The organism is Vibrio sp. SCSIO 43155 (assembly GCF_023716605.1).
Classification (GTDB): domain Bacteria; phylum Pseudomonadota; class Gammaproteobacteria; order Enterobacterales; family Vibrionaceae; genus Vibrio; species Vibrio harveyi.
This window is the reverse complement of sequence record NZ_CP071852.1, coordinates 2820617-2839621: the sequence shown is the minus strand read 5'-3', so window position 1 is coordinate 2839621 and position 19005 is coordinate 2820617. Positions and strand designations below refer to the sequence as shown.

Below are 19005 nucleotides of genomic sequence, written 5' to 3'. Positions count from 1 at the left end.
CGTGTAATAAAAACGCTATTTTGATAACTATAACTTTGAACATACCGTTATTAAAGCGTTTATCCACGTCTTCGCGTCAATAATACACGTAAGGTCAAAAAAACGACGCTTGGGTGAGTAAAACTGCCTATTTCTAAAACAAACAGATTTATTGATACATAACAGGTACTGGTATTACTCTATTGCGTAAGATAGACAACCTTATGACAAAGTAACGGATAATTAGCGTGTTAAACAAGATTCGCAGTCAACTAGTAAAGAACGCAGCATCAATTTTGCGATCTCCAGTCCAGTTATTGCCACAAACTGTTCAGAAAAAAGCCTTATTGGAAGGTTTGAAAATGGTGTTCAAAGAAGCCCTAGAAGATGGCGATTTTGAGTTCCTTGAAGACAAGTGGTTAAAAGTTGCGATTAAAGACTTGAACTTAGCATGGTACATCAGCTACCAAGATGAAAAATTAGTGGTAGCAGAGAAACCGGTTCAGGAAGATGTAAGCTTTAGTGGTAACCTTAACGACCTAGTACTTATTGCTGGTCGCAAAGAAGACCCTGATACGCTGTTCTTCCAACGTCGTCTTTCTATCGAGGGCGACACTGAGCTTGGCTTAGAAGTGAAAAACCTGATGGACAGTGTCGACTTAGAGCAGTTACCAAAAGCGATGCAAGTAGCACTGAACCAATTGGCTGACTTTGTTCAGAAAGGGGTTCAAGCACCTGCACAAGAAACCGGAGTAGCGAATGCTTATTCGAACTGAAGCCCCTGCGGACATTCTCACCATTGACCGCTTATTAAAACACGCTTTTCCAACGGATGCGGAAGCCAACCTAGTGATGCGTTTACGTGAAAACGGTAAGCTCACTCTGTCTTTGGTGGCATGTACCGATGAAGGTGAAGTGGTTGGTCACGCGTTGTTTAGCCCTGTGACGTTGAATGGTGAAGATTTGTCATGGCAAGGTCTTGCGCCTTTGGCTGTACATGAAGATTACCGCCGCCAAGGCATTGCCGCTGAGTTAATCAAAGAAGGCTTTGATTCACTGCGTGATTTTGGTTACCCAGTGTGTGTGGTATTGGGTGAGCCGGATTACTATGCGCGCCAAGGCTTTACAGCCAGCGAAGAGATGGGCTTCGACTGTGCGTGGGAAGTACCGCAAGGTGCGTTCCGTGTAGCAGAATTGGTCGAAGGTCAGTGTGACGGACGCTCTGGTCGCATCGATTATTCTCCAGAATTCTCTGAGCTATAATTGCCAATATTGAATGACAAAGCCCGCTGAAAAAAGCGGGCTTTGTTTTTGAGCCGATTTTTTGACTGGCAAAAGAGGAAAGGTGGATTAATCCTGTTCTTGGACGCGTTTTTTACCCCAAACTTCGATTTTTGCCTTTTTACTCATGCCAGCAGCATTCAATGTCATGTTACCCCAGCTTTTGTATTCCATCTCTAAACGTTTGAATTTCGCATCTTCAGAACCCGGCAGTGTCCAAGCGCGCGTCGACATGCCTTTGGTCAGAGTGCCAACCATGGTTTTGAGTTTTTTCTCGCTGCCATCGGTCATGGTCACTTTCATGTTCTTAATACTCATGGTGCCTTGAGTGCACTTAATTTTGATCTTGCTGAATTTACGGTTTTGAAACAGACCGTTTGGCTCTACTGTGTCGGTTTCTGTTTGGAAGTTCACGGTTTTCTCTGCGATCAGCTCCCAACCATCGTTGCTATCCTTAGCGAATGCGGTAAAGCTGGTGGTGGCGATAAGTAACGTAATAGCGATTGATTGGAAAAGCTTCATAACACCTCTGACTTTAAATGCGAAATTTTGATAGGATTGCCTCGTTCAAATAGGTGACAAAAGATGTCAATTAACGAGAAACAATATTTACATGAAATGGGGATCAGCACTTGGGAGCTGAGTCACCCAGAAAGGCTGGAAGGCTATCAATCGCCATTATTGGATTTGCAAAGTTCTTGTAAACTCCTATTGGTATCGCCAACGTGTCCAGAAAACGAGACAGCTTTGATGTTTGAGCGTGTTTTAAAAAGCATTAAGCTCACGCTTGACGACGCGCTGCACCTAGAGCCTGAACGCTTATCCATGCTGGGGGAGCATCAACTAGAGTGGGTGTGGTTCGCAGGCTGTGAGGCAGATGCCAGCATCAATGCCAAGCAACTGACTTCACCGCTATTACAAGATATTGATGGCAACAACGAACAACGCCGTGCATTGTGGCAACAAATCTGTTCGTACTCTTAACGGAGCTAACGCGTGACAATTGAAATTACGCCGATGGGTGCGGAGCACCTTGACCAAGTTTGGCAAATCGAACAGCAAGCGCATTCTCACCCTTGGGCAGAATCTTTGGTTCGTGATTTATCCAGTCGCGGTGCTTGTCATCATGTGATGCTGGAAGGTACTCAGGTGGTGGGTTACTTCTATGGGCAGAATATTGTTGGGGAAGTGACGTTATTGAATATTGCCGTAGCGCCATCTCATCAAGGCAAAGGGCTTGGGCAAAAATTACTGGATGCGTTTATCGAATACTGCGAGCAAGCCAAAGCAGAAAGCGCTTGGTTGGAGGTACGTGAAAGCAACCACCCGGCAATCCATATTTATGAGCAAGCGGGTTTTAATGAAGTGGATCGTCGTTATAACTATTACCCAGCTAAAACGGGTAATGGGAAAGAAGATGCCATCATCATGAGCTACCTGTTTTTTAATAAGTAAGGTCTGTGGATAGCAAATAAATTGCACACACCTTAAGTTCATCGTCACATTAATAAGCCTCGGAATTCCCGAGGCTTTTTACTTTCTGGCATTTTACTTCATCCTTTTGACCGATTTGCCAAGCTTATTTTTGTTCGCTTTATTACCATGTAGGTTATAAGTTTATAAATTATATGAAACAAGATCTTGTCGGGAGGAAGAATTTACGATGCCGTATCCGCAAAAATTCGATACTCCTGTTGCTCAGTTGTTTGATGAGCAGAGTAGGGGAACTGTTCTAACAGTCTTAATGTTGGTGACCTTGGCGACATTTGTGCCACTTGGTATTAAAAATCTCCTGATTGGGGAGACATTCCTTGGGTGTGTTTTACTGGCTTTCCAACTGAGTTTCATTATTGAGTTTGCTGCATTGTTTATCCTTGGTGAAAGTAAAATTGGATATCGTATTCCACTGTTTTTGCTTTGGTTATCAGTGGTTTTAAGTGTGCATATCTTTGGCATCATCGCGACGTATTGGGTATTTCCGGTCATTGTGGCTTTGGTATTTATCATCCCGAGTAAAGATGCGTTGGTTACCAATGGGGGGATCATAGCTGGCTGTACATTCTCGGCTTGGTATCAACTTGAATGGAGCATCACTTTACGTTTTGTTGTTGCGGTAATTTGCTGCGCCATAGTTGCACATGTGGCAGTGCATAAAATTGTTGAGTTGCAGGATAGGTTGAAGTTTCTTTCTACTAGAGACTCGATGACAGGTGCTCTTAATCGAGGGCAGTTAGAAGCTTTTCTTCTACGAGCCTTAGATGAAAAAAGAAGCGGTACCACCTCTTCAATAGCAGTCATTGATATTGACCATTTTAAACAGGTAAATGATTTGTACGGTCATGATGTTGGGGATGAGGTGATCAGTCAGATCGTTACAACGCTCAATGACTATTCAAGAGAGTACGATTTGCTGTTTCGATTGGGGGGAGATGAGTTCTTGATCTTGTTTGAAGGACTTTCCGATCAAACCGCGCAATTTATGATGAGTAGCATCAGCGATAAGGTGCGCGCCAAACATTATCCTCGCCATGCAAAAGTGTCTTTGAGTGTGGGCATTTCTGAGTGCTTGCTCGATGATGACACACCAGATCTTTGGCTAAAGCGTGCTGACATTGCTTTGTACGATGCAAAGCAAAATGGGCGGGACCAAATTGTAGTGGCTTCTACCATTGCTGCTGAAGTCGAATTGCTGGACTGGCAGGACGAAGCTCAGCAACGTAGTTATCTATAAACTCGCGAGGACAAACTCACGAGGAAAGTTGCCCCTAAAGCAATAATAAGCGAGAATACCGCGCAATATTGAATCGAATAAAGCTTGTTTGAATTTCGAGCAAGTCATCAGACATCAAAGAAGACCAGTTTCATGTCAAATACACCTTTTCTAGGCGAAGTTTCTAAGCGTAGAACGTTCGCTATTATTTCTCACCCGGATGCGGGTAAAACCACCATTACTGAAAAAGTACTGTTATTCGGAAACGCGATCCAAAAAGCAGGTACGGTTAAAGGTCGTGGTAACGCACAGCACGCAAAATCAGACTGGATGGAAATGGAAAAGGAACGTGGTATCTCGGTTACTACTTCTGTAATGCAGTTCCCTTACAACGATTGTCTGGTAAACCTACTTGATACTCCTGGACACGAAGACTTCTCGGAAGATACTTACCGTACTCTAACGGCAGTTGACTCATGTCTGATGGTTATCGATGCAGCGAAAGGTGTTGAGGACCGTACTCGTAAACTAATGGAAGTTACACGTCTACGTGACACGCCAATCGTAACTTTCATGAACAAACTTGACCGCGACGTTCGTGATCCAATGGAAGTATTGGATGAAGTAGAAAACGAATTGGGCATGATGTGTGCGCCAATCACATGGCCAATCGGCTGTGGTAAAGAGTTTAAAGGTGTTTACCACATTCACCGTGACGAAACGATTCTGTACGAATCAGGTCATGGTCATGAGATCCAAGAAGTTCGCATCATCAAAGGTCTAGACAACCCAGAGCTAGACGAAAAAGTAGGTGAAAGCCTAGCAGAAAGCGTTCGTGAAGAGCTTGAACTTGTCATGGGCGCATGCCCTGAGTTTGACTTAGAGTTATTCCTAACGGGTGAACTAACGCCAGTTTACTTTGGTACGGCACTGGGTAACTTTGGTGTTGACCACATGCTAGATGGTCTGACGGAGTGGGCTCCTGCACCGAAAACGCGTCAAGCAGTTGAGCGTGATGTTGAAGCAACAGAAGACAAGTTCTCTGGTTTCGTATTTAAGATCCAAGCAAACATGGATCCAAAACACCGTGACCGTATTGCCTTCATGCGTATCGTATCGGGCACTTACACGCAAGGCATGAAGATGAACCACGTTCGTCTTGGCAAGCAAGTGAGTATTTCAGATGCGGTAACCTTTATGGCGGGTGACCGTTCTCGTGCAGAGCACGCTTACGCGGGTGACATCATTGGTCTACACAACCACGGCACTATCCAAATTGGTGACACTTTCACTCAAGGTGAAGCGCTGAAGTTTTCTGGTATTCCAAACTTTGCTCCGGAATTGTTCCGTCGTATTCGTCTAAAAGATCCATTGAAGCAGAAGCAGCTACTAAAAGGTCTGGTTCAGCTGTCTGAAGAAGGTGCGGTACAGGTATTCCGTCCATTGCAAAACAACGACCTTATCGTAGGTGCGGTTGGTGTACTTCAGTTTGACGTGGTTGTAGCTCGTTTGAAGTCAGAATACAACGTTGAAGCGATCTATGAAGGCGTGAACGTGGCAACTGCTCGTTGGGTTGAGTGTGGCGATGCGAAGAAACTGGATGAGTTCCAGCGTAAGAACCAAACGAACCTAGCATTGGACGGTGGCGATAACCTAACTTACATTGCACCGACCATGGTTAACCTAAACCTAGCGCAAGAGCGTTTCCCTGATATCGATTTCCGTGCGACACGTGAGCACTAATCGAATCTAACTCGCTTTACATCGCGTACTAGATTATAAGCCGCCGTTTAGCTATACACTTAGTTAACGGCGGTTTTTTTATTTGGTTTACAAAGAACTCTATGAGCTAAAAAAGGGTGGGCAATGAACTGGTTTAAAAAAGGACTTAAACGCTACGATGATTGGTGCAAAGAGATGGGACTAACACCCGACCAAAAGCGCAGTTGCGTGCCGTACAAACAAGACCCAGCTAATGAGCCATCTTCAACAAAGAAAGAAGAGCAAGAGAAGCCAAGTAATGAAACTATTTGATACTCATTGCCACTTTGATTTCGATGTCTTCCAAGATGACTTTGCATATCAAGTTGAGCTTGCGCGTGAGCAAGGAGTAGAGCGTATCCTTATTCCGTCTGTCGGGCCAAGTAATTGGACTCGCATTCAAGACCTCGCCAATCAATATTCTCATCTCTATTATGCACTGGGTTTTCATCCCTATTTTCTCCAACAAGAGTTTGAGCAATTTGCTCCAGAGTTGGAATCATTGCTTTCTTCTTCCAACCGGCAATGCGTTGCAATAGGAGAGTGCGGTTTGGATTTCGCTATCGAAGTGCCAGTTGAGCGACAAGAGCGCGCGCTTGAGTTGCAATTTGAGTTAGCAAAGCGGTTTGATTTACCGGTGATCCTGCACAGCCGCAAAGCGCACAATCGACTTATTCAGATGGTTAAAGCGGCACATTTACCAAAAGGTGGGGTGTTGCATGCGTTCTCAGGCAGCTACCAACAGGCGATGGAATGGGTTCGATTAGGCTTTTCGATTGGCGTCGGAGGCACCATTACGTATCCGAGAGCTAACAAAACTCGCGACGCAATTCAAAGATTACCCCTTGAACATCTCGTCTTAGAAACGGATGCCCCAGATATGCCTATACTTGGCTATCAGGGTGAGCCGAATCATCCCTCACAACTTATTCATGTTCTCAATGAATTGACTTCTTTACATAGCAAAAGCAAGCAATCGATTGCTTCTCAGCTGTGGGAAAATAGCAATTCTGCTTTCTTTATATGTGAATAAAATCTAAAGAAGCTGTTTAAAAGCGAAAACGTTTTCCTGCTTATTGTGAGTTGACTCACAAACGAGAGTGAATCAATGATGAATCTTATAAGAAAGTGTGAGGGTGGCATTACTTTAATTGATTCTGCATGAGTATAATTGCCCCCGCTTTATAGCTCCATTTTGTAACACGCCAACAAATAACTTATAAGGAAGTCATAAACTATGAGCCTGTTTATGAGCCTAGTCGGTATGGTAGTGCTTCTTGCTATCGCATTTGCATTTTCCAATAACCGTAAAGCTATCAATCTAAGAACTGTGGGTGGCGCATTTGCTATCCAATTCATCCTAGGTGCATTCGTTCTTTACGTACCTTGGGGCCGTGATCTACTAAACGGTTTCTCTACTGGTGTTTCTAACGTTATCAACTACGGTAACAACGGTTCATCATTCCTATTCGGTGGTCTTGTTTCTGACAAGATGTTCGAAGTATTCGGCGGCGGCGGCTTCATCTTCGCATTCCGCGTTCTTCCTACACTGATCTTCTTCTCAGCACTGATTTCAGTTCTTTACTACATTGGCGTAATGCAGTGGGTTATCAAGATTCTTGGTGGTGCACTACAAAAAGCGCTTGGCACTTCTCGTGCGGAATCAATGTCTGCAGCAGCTAACATTTTCGTAGGTCAAACTGAAGCACCTCTTGTTGTTCGTCCTTTCGTTCCAAAAATGACTCAATCTGAGCTATTTGCGGTAATGTGTGGTGGTCTAGCATCTGTAGCTGGTGGTGTACTAGCAGGTTACGCTTCAATGGGTGTACCTCTAGAGTACCTAGTAGCAGCATCATTCATGGCAGCACCAGGTGGTCTACTATTCGCTAAGATTCTTCACCCAGAGACTGATCAGCCTCACGAAGACATCGAAGAAGCAATGGACGGTGGCGACGACAAACCAGCTAACGTAATCGACGCAGCAGCGGGCGGTGCGGCTTCTGGTCTACAACTAGCACTAAACGTTGGTGCAATGCTAATCGCGTTCGTAGGTCTGATTGCGCTTGTTAACGGTATGCTAGGTGGCATCGGCGGTTGGTTCGGTATGCCTGAACTGACTCTAGAACTAATCCTAGGTTACGCGTTCTCTCCACTAGCATTCCTAATCGGTGTTCCTTGGGACGAAGCAGTTGTTGCTGGTTCATTCATCGGTCAGAAACTAGTTATTAACGAATTCGTTGCTTACTTGAACTTCACACCTTACCTAGGTGACAGCGCTCAAGTAGTTGCAGCAACTGGTGAAGTAATGTCTGAGAAGACTACAGCTATCATCTCATTCGCACTATGTGGCTTCGCGAACCTTTCTTCTATCGCGATCCTACTTGGTGGTCTAGGTAGCCTTGCACCAAACCGTCGTTCAGATATCGCTCGCATGGGTATTAAAGCAGTTCTTGCTGGTACGTTGTCTAACCTAATGGCAGCGACTATCGCAGGCTTCTGCCTTAGCCTTGCAGCATTTTAATTAGAATCGGTTCTTAATATATAGACGCCGTTTTAAACCATGCCCTGTAGCAAGAGATTGCTGCGGGGCATTTTTCGTTTTTTGGACCTGAAAACTTAACCGCACGTAGGTCTACGTGAGTGGCTTACGCAGTCGGTGGAATAGGGGCTGGAAAATTTTGAGATACAAACCGTTTGCGCTCTATTTGGTGCTACAGTTTTGCGGTGAATATCTATAATGTAGTAATCACGAGATCGTGGTTATGATAACCACTTAATCATAGAGTGAATATTACATACTCGATGGGCAAATGAATTGCCCTCAATATCAAATCAAACAAGCGTTTTATTGTTTGATGTGATATTAAAGACACCGCAATCATAGATTGTTGTGCCATAGGCCAAACTGGTACTGTGCGGTGACAAGGATAGCAATTGGCATATGACTTTTTCGCAGTATATGCCGAGTCTTCAGGGAACCAAGTCCGTTCATAAATAGACTGTTTAGCCAATTTCTCACACTGTCTCGACTTGTTGATTATAGTTAGAGAAGTGATGTGAGGCTGAGTAGTGAATTTTTTGAATATTGATCGGAGATAGAAATGAGCGATTTAAAAGCAGCAGCGCTACGTGCACTGAAACTTATGGACCTTACTACGCTAAATGATGATGACACTGATGCAAAAGTGATCTCACTATGTCATGACGCGAAATCTGCAGTAGGCAACACAGCTGCAATTTGTATTTACCCTCGCTTTATTCCTATTGCTAAGAAGACACTTCGTGAGCAAGGCACGCCAGAAGTTCGTATCGCAACAGTAACGAACTTCCCACACGGTAACGACGATATTGAAATCGCTGTTGCTGAAACAAAAGCGGCTGTCGCTTACGGTGCAGACGAAGTTGACGTAGTTTTCCCATACCGCGCTCTAATGGCGGGTGATGAGAAAGTGGGCTTCGAGCTAGTTAAGCAATGTAAAGAAGCTTGTGGTGACATCCTTCTTAAAGTGATCATCGAAACTGGTGAACTTAAAGAAGAAGCGCTAATCAAGAAAGCATCTCAAATCTGTATTGAAGCAGGTGCTGACTTCATTAAAACTTCAACTGGTAAAGTGCCAGTAAACGCAACGCCTGAATACGCTCGCATGATGCTTGAAGTTATTCGTGACATGGGTGTTGCAGAAACTGTTGGTTTCAAACCAGCAGGTGGTGTGCGTACTGCTGAAGATGCAGCGGCATACCTAGCAATGGCTGACGAAATCCTAGGTGATAACTGGGTTGATGCTCGTCATTACCGTTTCGGTGCGTCTAGCCTGCTTACAAACCTACTAAATACATTAGAAGTATCGGACGAAGTCGCTGATCCAACAGCGTACTAATTCCAACAATACGTCTGAACGGTAGCACCAACTTTGGTGCTACCAAACCTCTTCTATCCTACTTATACCATGGCTCAAAATGAGCTTGGGAGGCACTAATGTATTTACCACAAGAAATTATCCGTAAAAAACGTGACGGCGAAGTTCTAACAGCCGACGAAATCAACTTCTTCATTCAAGGCGTAGCGAACAACAGTGTATCTGAAGGTCAGATCGCTGCATTTGCTATGACAATCTTCTTCAATGAAATGACGATGCCAGAACGTATCGCACTAACGTGTGCAATGCGTGATTCAGGTATGGTTATCGATTGGAGCCACATGAACTTTGGTGGTCCAATTGTCGATAAGCACTCTACCGGTGGTGTGGGTGACGTAACTTCTCTAATGCTTGGTCCAATGGTGGCTGCATGTGGTGGTTTCGTACCAATGATCTCTGGTCGTGGTCTTGGCCATACTGGCGGTACGCTGGATAAGCTTGAGTCTATCCCTGGCTACAACATCACGCCAACAAACGATGTTTTCGGTCAAGTGACCAAAGATGCTGGTGTGGCTATCATCGGTCAAACGGGTGATCTTGCTCCTGCGGATAAGCGTGTTTACGCGACTCGCGATATCACGGCTACTGTAGACAACATTTCACTAATCACGGCGTCGATTTTATCGAAGAAGCTTGCTGCTGGTCTTGAATCTCTAGTGATGGACGTAAAAGTTGGCTCTGGTGCATTCATGCCAACTTATGAAGCGTCTGAAGAGCTAGCAAAATCAATCGTTGCGGTAGCAAACGGTGCAGGCACTAAGACAACCGCTATCCTAACGGACATGAACCAAGTCTTGGCGTCTTCTGCGGGTAACGCAGTGGAAGTACGTGAAGCGGTTCGCTTCCTAACAGGTGAATACCGTAACCCACGTCTACTTGAAGTAACAATGGCGTCATGTGCAGAAATGCTGGTACTTGGCAAACTTGCTGAGAACACAGAAGACGCACGTGCAAAACTGATGGAAGCGCTAGACAACGGCAAAGCTGCTGAGTGCTTCGGTAAGATGGTTGCTGGTCTAGGTGGTCCTGCGGACTTCGTAGAAAACTACGATAACTACCTAGAAAAAGCAGAAATTATTAAACCTGTATACGCAACAGAAACTGGCGTTGTATCTGCGATGGACACTCGTGCTATCGGCATGGCTGTTGTTTCAATGGGCGGCGGTCGTCGCGTTGCGACAGATGAAATCGACTACGCAGTTGGTTTCGATAACTTCATCCGTCTAGGTGAAGTAGCAGATAGCGATAAACCTCTTGCGGTTATTCATGCTCGTACTGAAGAGCAATGGGAAGAAGCCGCTAAAGCACTTCGCAGTGCAATCACTGTAGGTGGTGAGTACACACCAACTCCAGAGGTTTACCGTCAAATCCGTGCAGAAGATCTTTAATCGAATAAGTAATTACACAAGGCCTACTCAACCATAATAAGAAGCCGAGTGGGCCTAAGGAACGAGCAATGAAAAGAGCATTTATTTTAGTACTAGACTCATTCGGCATCGGCGCAGCTGCAGATGCAGAACAATTTGGTGATGTAGGTTCAGACACATTAGGTCATATTGCAGACCAGTGTGAGCAAGGCTTAGCAGATAACGAACAACGTCAAGGTGCACTTCGTCTTCCAAACCTATCTAAGTTAGGTTTGGCAATGGCACATAAAGAGTCAACAGGTCGCTTCGCACCTGGCCTAGACGCAGATGCAGAAATCATTGGTGCGTACGGTCACGCAGCAGAGCTTTCTTCAGGTAAAGATACTCCATCTGGTCACTGGGAAATCGCTGGTGTACCTGTTCTGTTTGATTGGGGCTACTTCACTGATAAAGCGAACAGCTTCCCGAAAGAGCTGACTGACCGCATCCTTGAGCGTGCGGGTTTAGACGGCTTCCTAGGTAACTGCCATGCATCAGGTACTCAAGTATTGGATGACCTTGGTGAAGAGCACATGAAGACAGGTCAGCCAATTTTTTACACGTCTGCTGACTCTGTATTCCAAATTGCATGTCACGAAGAGACTTTCGGTCTAGACCGTCTACTAGAGCTTTGCCAAATTGCACGTGAAGAGCTAGAAGATTACAACATCGGTCGTGTTATTGCGCGTCCTTTCATTGGTCCTGGTAAAGGTCAATTTGAACGTACGGGTAACCGTCGTGACCTTTCTGTTGAGCCACCATCAGCAACTGTTCTTCAGAAGCTAGTTGATGAGAAGCAAGGTGATGTGGTTTCTATCGGTAAGATTGCTGATATTTACGCGAACTGCGGCATCACTAAGAAAGTGAAAGCGACAGGTATCCCTGCATTGTTCGAAGCAACACTAGAGCAAATCAAAGAAGCGGGTGACAACACTATCGTATTCACTAACTTTGTAGACTTCGACTCAGCGTACGGTCACCGTCGTGACGTAGCGGGTTATGCTGCGGCACTTGAGTATTTCGATGGTCGCATCAACGAAGTGCTAGAGCTAATGGAAGAAGACGATGTTCTTATCCTAACGGCAGACCACGGTTGTGATCCAACATGGCCTGGTACTGACCATACTCGTGAGCACATTCCAGTAATTGTTTATGGTAAGAAAGTACCAGCGGGCTCACTAGGTCGTCGTGATAGCTTTGCAGATATCGGTCAAACATTGGCAAGTTACTTCGGTACATCACCAATGGATTACGGTAAGAACTTCCTATAATTAGGTAGGTTTTGAAAACTAGGAGCTTGATTGCTCCTAGTTTTATGTTGGCAGCATGAAAATGTTGCTTGTCGGAAATGAGAATATTCTAGCCAAAACCGCCAGTAGCAGTGCGGATCGCTAGAGACAGGTTAAGGAAAAGAAACATGGCAACTCCACATATCAACGCAGAAATGGGTGCATTCGCAGACGTCGTTCTAATGCCGGGTGACCCGCTACGTGCTAAATACATTGCAGAGACTTTCCTTGAAGATGTAGTTCAAGTATGTGACGTTCGTAATATGTTCGGTTACACCGGCACTTACAAAGGTCGTAAGATCTCAGTAATGGGTCACGGTATGGGTATTCCATCATGTTCAATCTACGTGACTGAGCTAATCAAAGACTTCGGTGTGAAGAAAGTGATTCGTGTAGGTAGCTGTGGCGCAGTGAACGAAGATATCAAAGTACGTGATGTTGTTATCGGCATGGGCGCTTGTACTGATTCTAAAGTTAACCGCATCCGCTTTAAAGGTCATGACTTTGCCGCTATTGCTGACTACAAAATGGTTCGCGCAGCAGAAGAAGCAGCGAAAGCTCGCGGCGTAGACGTAAAAGTAGGTAACCTGTTCTCAGCAGAACTGTTCTACACGCCAGATCCAGAAATGTTCGACGTAATGGACAAGTACGGTATCGTAGGTGTTGAAATGGAAGCGGCTGGTATCTACGGCGTTGCTGCTGAGTACGGCGCGAAAGCTCTGACTATCTGTACTGTTTCTGACCACATCAAAACTGGCGAGCAAACCACATCAGACGAACGTCAAACTACGTTCAACGACATGATGCTAATCGCACTTGATTCAGTATTGCTAGGTGATGAAGAGTAAGGGCGAACAGCCTTCTATTCTTTTGCTTATCAGCATAAAAAAACAGCCCGCATCATGCGGGCTGTTTTATTTTGATAAATTGGTTTTTGAATTACTTGGTTAGCAATAGGTTTTCACCTTTTTTACGGCGGATCGGCTGTCTGCGTAAAATCATGATGAACAGCATGCCACATGCAAAGCTCATCAGTACCATCATGTACATGTAACGATCACTTTTACGGTAGTGATGATCAGAGATTGCCGTTACACGACCGGTTTCAAAAGTCACTCGTACAAAGCCAATCACTGCGCCATCTGCCAGTACCGGTTCAACGAGCTGCTGACGTCCAATCGACGCTGTCGCAAGTGGCGTATCTAATCCAAGTACCTCTCGTACAGACAGCGCTTCTTTGCTGGATGCAAGACGCACACCTTGCGCGTCATAGATGGTCGCATCGAATACCAGACGGTCTTGTGCTAACTGATTCGTCAGTTTAAGCAGACGTTCTTGGTCTTTATTTATGATCATTTCACTGGCAGATAACGACGCCTGTGAAATCAAAACTTTGGTCAGGGTTTCAAGCTGCTGCGCTTGTATCTTCTCATTACCCTTACTGATCACGACACTGTTTTTGATGGTGACAAATAGCATCACACACAGCAGTATCAGCGCCAGAATTCGTAGGGCATTCCTTACTGAGAATAAGGATTCACTCATGCTCTTTACTCGTCCATTCAAAACAAAACAAAGACTTGCCTTTTTAGCTTGTTGAGGTAACGTTTTAGCAAAGTCACAAGGGATTATATACATGGACGCGTCAAAAAGCTTGCCTATCAGAAGGCATACGACTCTTTTAAAACGACTACCCGAAACTCGCTTTGCTACTCAGCTCGATAAAGCCAAGGCTAACTGGATTGTATTTGGTGAGCACCTTGAGCCTCGCAATTTTGAAGACATCGATTTTTTTACCGGCTTCTACAACCCAATTTTAGATACTTGGAAGGTAGGTCAGTATGAAGTGGCATTGATGGCGGGTAACCTTACGTCAGAGCATGAAACCATTCTGAAAAGCTTAAATCTGGATTACGCTTCTTTAAATGAAGTACCGGATCTTTCTGCGCCGGGTTTGGTTGTGTTTGATATGGATTCAACGGCGATTCAAATCGAGTGTATCGACGAGATTGCTAAACTTGCCGGTGTAGGCGAAGAAGTCGCCGAAGTCACCGAACGAGCCATGCAAGGTGAGCTGGACTTTGAACAAAGTTTACGTCAGCGCGTTGGTAAGCTGAAAGGGGCTGATGAAGCCATTCTTGAGCAGGTACGAAGCCAACTGCCATTCATGCCAGACTTCGAAGCGTTGATTACAACCTTCAATGCATTGGGTTGGAAGACTGCGATTGCCTCTGGTGGATTCACTTACTTCTCCGACTTTATTAAAGACAAAGTGGGATTGGATTTTGCGCAATCCAACCAACTAGAAATTGTTGATGGCAAATTGACGGGTGAAGTGCTTGGCGATGTTGTATCTGCCCAAACCAAAGCTGACATTTTGGTAGAGCTTGCAGAAGAGTACGAGATTGAGCAACACAATACCGTCGCAGTCGGTGACGGTGCAAATGATCTGGTGATGATGTCTGCTGCAGGGCTGGGTGTGGCTTATCACGCTAAACCTAAAGTTGAAGAGCAAGCGCAAACTGCCGTTCGATTCGCAGGTCTAGGTGGTGTGCTGTGTATTCTTTCTGGTGCTTTAGTTAAGCAGCAGAAAATCAGTTGGAAAGCGAAACCATAATCTGGGTTTTCACGACGAAACACGATAGAAAAACACCGCCAGTTTGGCGGTGTTTTGTTATTCAGTCAGTTCTAATCGCACGATCACTTCTTCAGTAATGTCTTCAAATTCGCTGTAGCCAACTAGTGCGGTCAGCTCTTTTTCTAGTTTACTGGCTTGATGAACCCCAAATTGGGTTAAATCACTCAAATCTTGGCGCAGCAAAGAAGTCATCGGATCAAAGATTGGCGCGGTAGAAATACGGGTTGCGTAAAACTCACCCATCATGCGGGCTTTCTTTATGAACTGAATACGTTCTTTGACACTGGTAAAATCTTGTTGCAGCTTCGACTCTAGCCCAGTGATTTTGCTACCAACTTTCGCCACGCTGATGTAAACATCTTGATGTCTCGCCTGAGCGCCATCAATACGTTTAATTGGTTCGGCGATCAGAGTGCTAGATCGTCCCTTAAATAATGGTTCGAGAGAGAACTGCTGATTGTGACCAAGGCGTGCATATAACTCGATGTGCTTCGCTAATGGGAAGTTGACACCAATAACGGGAGTTTTCACCGAAGAGGCTGCGCTTTTACTAATAAAGATTGGCGTACTCAAAATACGTGAGAGTAGGACACTGTGCAGCCTTTCCAACAATGCGTTACTTGGCAGCATCTCTTTTTGTGGGATGAGTTTGTCTTGGTTGTGCTCGATAATGCTATTGAAGAAAGCAATAACACGCATGGTTTTGCTGTCTTCATCTATGACCAGTTGCACACTACGACCATCGGGACTCACCCGAATAATCCGATAAGGGACTTCTGAAAGAGGCAATTTCTTATCGTATAACTGTAGCTCTCGGAAGTTGATGCGTACTTCTTGCCCTGAGCGTAATTCCGTCGGCTCATCCAAGCGTAAGCCCAAGCCTCGCTTAGAGATATCCATGGTAAAGCCTGCAGCTTTCGCACTTCCGGTATTAAGCACTAAAGGGGTTTTGAAGCGATAACGGGGCTCTTTTCGACGAGATTGGGCGTCAAAGTAAATACCTTTTGGATTGCCGATGATCTTACGTGGATGGCGAAAAGCATTAAGTGTATTCGCGGGCACGCGAGGCTTTTCAGTAAGCAAATAATCCTGTCCAGACTTCTCATCGGCAATTTCTTGCAAAATGCCTACGTGGGTCAGTTTTTGCGAACTTTCGGCTAACTCAGAAGAAAACGCAGCAAGGTCTTCTTTTTCTTGTTGAGACAGTTCAAAAATCGAAATGCGGAAAGCACGCCAACTGGCGCGTTTGGCTCCCAGGTGCCAGAACAATTGACGCTGCTCTCTGGTCGCTTCTGGGCGCAGCATTGAATAGAAGTACGTTTTGTTGTCATGCTCATGAGTAAAGGAATAGAGCACGTTGGTAGCCCCTTTGACCCCTGGCGCAATTAACGAAGCCATCCTTTTCGGATTGAACAACGAACCAAATACTTGCTGGTTACGCTCATCATGCCAGTATTGCCACATCTTTTGGTTATTTGGTGTCAGCATTGCGAGCTTGAGTTCGCTGCCTTCAAAAAACAGAGGGAGGTTGCTGGTGTGTTTCAGGGCGATATGTTCGTAACCACGCGTGCGAGCGCGAATGATTTTATCTTGGTTATCATGACGAGCACGTTTTGCAGCGCTGTTGAGAGCTTCATCAATCAAGCGAGCCACGACATTGGTCTCGGTCAAACGAATGGTTCTTAGATAACGAACAGCATCGTTCTCGTAGCAATCATCCACTGCGAGCACACGATAAGTGATTGGTTTTTCAACGCCGGCAACCTGAGATTTGCTGGCAAACTCGGTAAAGGTAACTTGAATGACTTCGCCCAAGCTGTATTTGAATGCACTTGGGACTTTGAATTTTGCTCCAGAGCTAGAAAGGTCAATACTCAGACCGTGGATCACTTGACTTTTTGAGCGAATGATTTCTACCTGAGACTGTACTTTTAAGCGCTTTTCTTGGCGCTTTAAGTCGTAACCAAGATGAACCGGTTCAGCAAGGAATGGACTTTTAGGGTCGGTCAGCGATTGTTCTTCATTCTTACCGTTGTTTTTACTCATTACACGAAAGTTGTTACGTGTATTGACCAAGGCTTCCCACATGCCTTCAGTGTAAGCACCGAATTTTTTTAAGTTTTTGTGGTAAGCGTTGAAAGCGACGTCATCCAACCAATGAGGGATGCCATCTAATAAGTATTCACGACATTCACCTTTCACTCGACCTCGCAAATCAATGCTTTTCTTGCAAGGTGCCATGACACGGTTGAGTTCCATCTTTACAAGAATTTTGGCCGATGGCGGTTCCCCCTCGGTCAATTGACCAAGGACGAAGTCAAAGTCATCAGAGCCATAAACTGGGATGAGTCGTTCTGCGAGCGAGAGAATTTCAGATTGCTGCATTATTTCTGTTAAAGTATGTCGTTATTCGAATTATATCGGCTAAGCAAAGCAAAACTTGAGTATATCAAGAGTTCATGTCCAATAAGGTCAGACATGGCAGTGCTTGGTCACATTTGTTGAAAAAACCGAGTGTTGAAAAAATCGAGGCATCATGGCGAAAGCAAAACGAGCGTATGTTTGTAATGATTGTGGCGCAGATTTCCCACGTTGGCAGGGGCAGTGTAATGCGTGTGGTGCATGGAACACGATTACTGAAGTTCGTATTGCTGCATCGCCAACGGTAGCGCGCAATGAACGCTTATCTGGTTATGCAGGCTCAGCGACGGAATCAAAAGTTCAGACGCTTTCCGAGATTGATCTGCAAGAAGTGCCGCGTTTCACCAGTGGGTTTAAAGAACTCGATCGTGTACTTGGCGGTGGTGTGGTTCCTGGTGCGGCGATTTTGATTGGTGGTAACCCAGGGGCAGGTAAGTCAACGTTACTTCTACAAACCATGTGTTTGTTGTCGGCGCAAATGCCTACGCTGTACGTAACGGGTGAGGAATCACTTCAGCAAGTTGCGATGCGTGCTTCCCGTCTTGGTTTGCCAAAAGAGCATTTAAAGATGCTGTCAGAAACGAATGTCGATAAGATCTGTCAGATTGCAGAGAAAGAGCAACCACGCATTATGGTTATCGACTCGATACAGGTTATGCACGTTTCTGATGTTCAATCCTCACCGGGGAGTGTCGCTCAAGTACGTGAATCGGCAACCGCCTTGACGCGTTACGCAAAGCAAAACAATGTTGCTGTCTTTATTGTTGGTCACGTAACAAAAGATGGTACCCTTGCGGGACCTAAAGTACTTGAGCACATTATTGACTGCTCCGTGTTGCTAGATGGTGGGACTGATAGCCGTTTCCGTACGCTTCGTAGTCACAAAAACCGTTTTGGTGCAGTGAACGAGCTCGGTGTTTTTGCCATGACAGGGCAAGGGTTAAAAGAAGTGAACAACCCATCGGCGATCTTCCTTTCTCGTGGTGAAGAGGAGACGTCGGGTTCCTCCGTGATGGTTGTTTGGGAAGGTACGCGCCCTCTACTAGTAGAGATTCAAGCGCTAGTAGACTATTCACAACTGGCAAACCCACGTCGTGTCGCGGTTGGCTTAGAACAAAACCGTCTCTCTTTATTACTAGCGGTACTGCATAAGCATGGTGGTCTACAAATGGCAGACCAAGATGTATTTGTGAATGTCGTTGGTGGCGTCAAAGTCACAGAGACCAGTGCTGACCTTGCGTTAGTTATGGCGCTTTTATCGAGTTTCCGCGACCGTCCACTACCAAAAGATGTGGTGGTGTTTGGGGAAGTGGGCTTGGCGGGTGAGATTCGACCTGTGCCAAGTGGGCAAGAGCGTTTGAATGAAGCGTTTAAGCACGGCTTTAAGAAAGCAATCGTTCCTGCAGCGAATATGCCCAAGGGCGGTATTCCTGGTATGCAAATCCACGGCGTGAAAAAACTATCGGAAGCTATCGAAGCATTTGATGAGTTGTAAACGCTATCTTGTGCCCCAATTCTAGGGGTAACAATAATGTTGAATCTGTCCTCATTATTGTCGAATTAAGCACACATATTGCGAAGTTTGACTATTATTTGAGGACGG

Annotated in this window: 18 protein-coding genes; 15 read left to right on the top strand and 3 right to left on the bottom strand. The window is 45.3% G+C overall.

Annotated elements, in window-relative coordinates; translation table 11 throughout:
- The first annotated feature begins 227 nt into the window (after positions 1 to 227).
- Both ubiT and J4N44_RS13505 read left to right on the top strand, forming a co-directional pair.
- Entirely contained in the window at positions 228 to 755 is a 528-nt protein-coding gene (gene ubiT, locus J4N44_RS13510) for a ubiquinone anaerobic biosynthesis accessory factor UbiT (RefSeq protein WP_005431915.1), read from the top strand.
- Positions 739 to 1242 (top strand): GNAT family N-acetyltransferase, encoded by a 504-nt coding sequence (locus J4N44_RS13505; RefSeq protein ID WP_038898002.1) that lies wholly within the window; start codon positions 739 to 741, stop codon positions 1240 to 1242. The genes ubiT and J4N44_RS13505 overlap by 17 nt, the downstream gene beginning before the upstream one ends.
- Positions 1243 to 1329: 87 nt before the next feature.
- Here J4N44_RS13505 and J4N44_RS13500 read toward each other — a convergent pair whose 3' ends face one another.
- Positions 1330 to 1782 (bottom strand): DUF2541 family protein, encoded by a 453-nt coding sequence (locus tag J4N44_RS13500; RefSeq protein WP_005449133.1) that lies wholly within the window; start codon positions 1780 to 1782, stop codon positions 1330 to 1332.
- 63 nt (positions 1783 to 1845) lie between these two features.
- On the opposite strand from J4N44_RS13500, the gene J4N44_RS13495 reads away from it, so the two are divergent.
- The 11 genes from J4N44_RS13495 to deoD all read left to right on the top strand — a co-directional run bounded on the left by J4N44_RS13495 (position 1846) and on the right by deoD (position 13191).
- Positions 1846 to 2244 carry a DNA polymerase III subunit psi gene (locus J4N44_RS13495; protein WP_005449132.1) on the top strand — a complete coding sequence of 133 codons (399 nt, stop codon included), beginning with the start codon at positions 1846 to 1848 and terminating at the stop codon, positions 2242 to 2244.
- A gap of 12 nt (positions 2245 to 2256) precedes the next feature.
- Positions 2257 to 2715: a ribosomal protein S18-alanine N-acetyltransferase gene (gene rimI / locus J4N44_RS13490; protein WP_252044549.1), complete on the top strand. Its 459-nt coding sequence runs from the start codon at positions 2257 to 2259 to the stop codon at positions 2713 to 2715.
- Positions 2716 to 2923: 208 nt separating this feature from the next.
- Complete coding sequence (locus tag J4N44_RS13485) at positions 2924 to 3991, top strand: GGDEF domain-containing protein (protein WP_252044548.1); 1068 nt, start codon at positions 2924 to 2926, stop codon at positions 3989 to 3991.
- Positions 3992 to 4123: 132 nt separating this feature from the next.
- Complete coding sequence (gene prfC, locus J4N44_RS13480) at positions 4124 to 5713, top strand: peptide chain release factor 3 (RefSeq protein WP_005449129.1); 1590 nt, start codon at positions 4124 to 4126, stop codon at positions 5711 to 5713.
- Between the two features lie 123 nt (positions 5714 to 5836).
- The gene (locus tag J4N44_RS13475; protein ID WP_005449128.1) at positions 5837 to 6004 is read left to right on the top strand and encodes a DUF5363 family protein; all 168 of its coding nucleotides are present in this window, start codon (positions 5837 to 5839) and stop codon (positions 6002 to 6004) included.
- On the top strand, positions 5991 to 6764 hold the full coding sequence (locus tag J4N44_RS13470; RefSeq protein ID WP_017817703.1) for a TatD family hydrolase: 774 nt from the start codon (positions 5991 to 5993) through the stop codon (positions 6762 to 6764). The genes J4N44_RS13475 and J4N44_RS13470 overlap by 14 nt, the downstream gene beginning before the upstream one ends.
- A 204-nt stretch (positions 6765 to 6968) precedes the next feature.
- Positions 6969 to 8252: a NupC/NupG family nucleoside CNT transporter gene (locus J4N44_RS13465; protein ID WP_005449124.1), complete on the top strand. Its 1284-nt coding sequence runs from the start codon at positions 6969 to 6971 to the stop codon at positions 8250 to 8252.
- A 580-nt stretch (positions 8253 to 8832) separates the two neighbouring features.
- Positions 8833 to 9609, top strand: coding sequence for a deoxyribose-phosphate aldolase (gene deoC / locus J4N44_RS13460; RefSeq protein ID WP_005449122.1), 777 nt, complete (start codon positions 8833 to 8835; stop codon positions 9607 to 9609).
- Between the two features lie 98 nt (positions 9610 to 9707).
- On the top strand, positions 9708 to 11036 hold the full coding sequence (gene deoA, locus J4N44_RS13455) for a thymidine phosphorylase (protein WP_005449121.1): 1329 nt from the start codon (positions 9708 to 9710) through the stop codon (positions 11034 to 11036).
- A 68-nt stretch (positions 11037 to 11104) separates the two neighbouring features.
- Positions 11105 to 12325: a phosphopentomutase gene (locus J4N44_RS13450; RefSeq protein WP_252044546.1), complete on the top strand. Its 1221-nt coding sequence runs from the start codon at positions 11105 to 11107 to the stop codon at positions 12323 to 12325.
- Between the two features lie 146 nt (positions 12326 to 12471).
- Positions 12472 to 13191 (top strand): purine-nucleoside phosphorylase, encoded by a 720-nt coding sequence (gene deoD / locus J4N44_RS13445; RefSeq protein ID WP_005449118.1) that lies wholly within the window; start codon positions 12472 to 12474, stop codon positions 13189 to 13191.
- A 91-nt stretch (positions 13192 to 13282) separates the two neighbouring features.
- Here the strand turns inward: deoD and J4N44_RS13440 are convergent, their stop codons facing one another.
- Positions 13283 to 13888, bottom strand: a complete 606-nt coding sequence (locus J4N44_RS13440; RefSeq protein ID WP_009698713.1) for a YtjB family periplasmic protein — start codon at positions 13886 to 13888, stop codon at positions 13283 to 13285.
- Positions 13889 to 13979: 91 nt separating this feature from the next.
- Here J4N44_RS13440 and serB point away from each other — a divergent pair, with 91 nt between their 5' ends.
- Positions 13980 to 14960: a phosphoserine phosphatase gene (gene serB, locus J4N44_RS13435; RefSeq protein WP_069217935.1), complete on the top strand. Its 981-nt coding sequence runs from the start codon at positions 13980 to 13982 to the stop codon at positions 14958 to 14960.
- A 57-nt stretch (positions 14961 to 15017) separates the two neighbouring features.
- On the opposite strand, the gene J4N44_RS13430 is transcribed toward serB, so the two are convergent.
- Positions 15018 to 17366, bottom strand: a complete 2349-nt coding sequence (locus tag J4N44_RS13430) for a PilZ domain-containing protein (protein WP_005449113.1) — start codon at positions 17364 to 17366, stop codon at positions 15018 to 15020.
- 151 nt (positions 17367 to 17517) lie between these two features.
- Here J4N44_RS13430 and radA point away from each other — a divergent pair, with 151 nt between their 5' ends.
- Positions 17518 to 18897 carry a DNA repair protein RadA gene (radA, locus tag J4N44_RS13425; RefSeq protein ID WP_005439523.1) on the top strand — a complete coding sequence of 460 codons (1380 nt, stop codon included), beginning with the start codon at positions 17518 to 17520 and terminating at the stop codon, positions 18895 to 18897.
- The last annotated feature ends 108 nt before the right edge of the window (positions 18898 to 19005 follow it).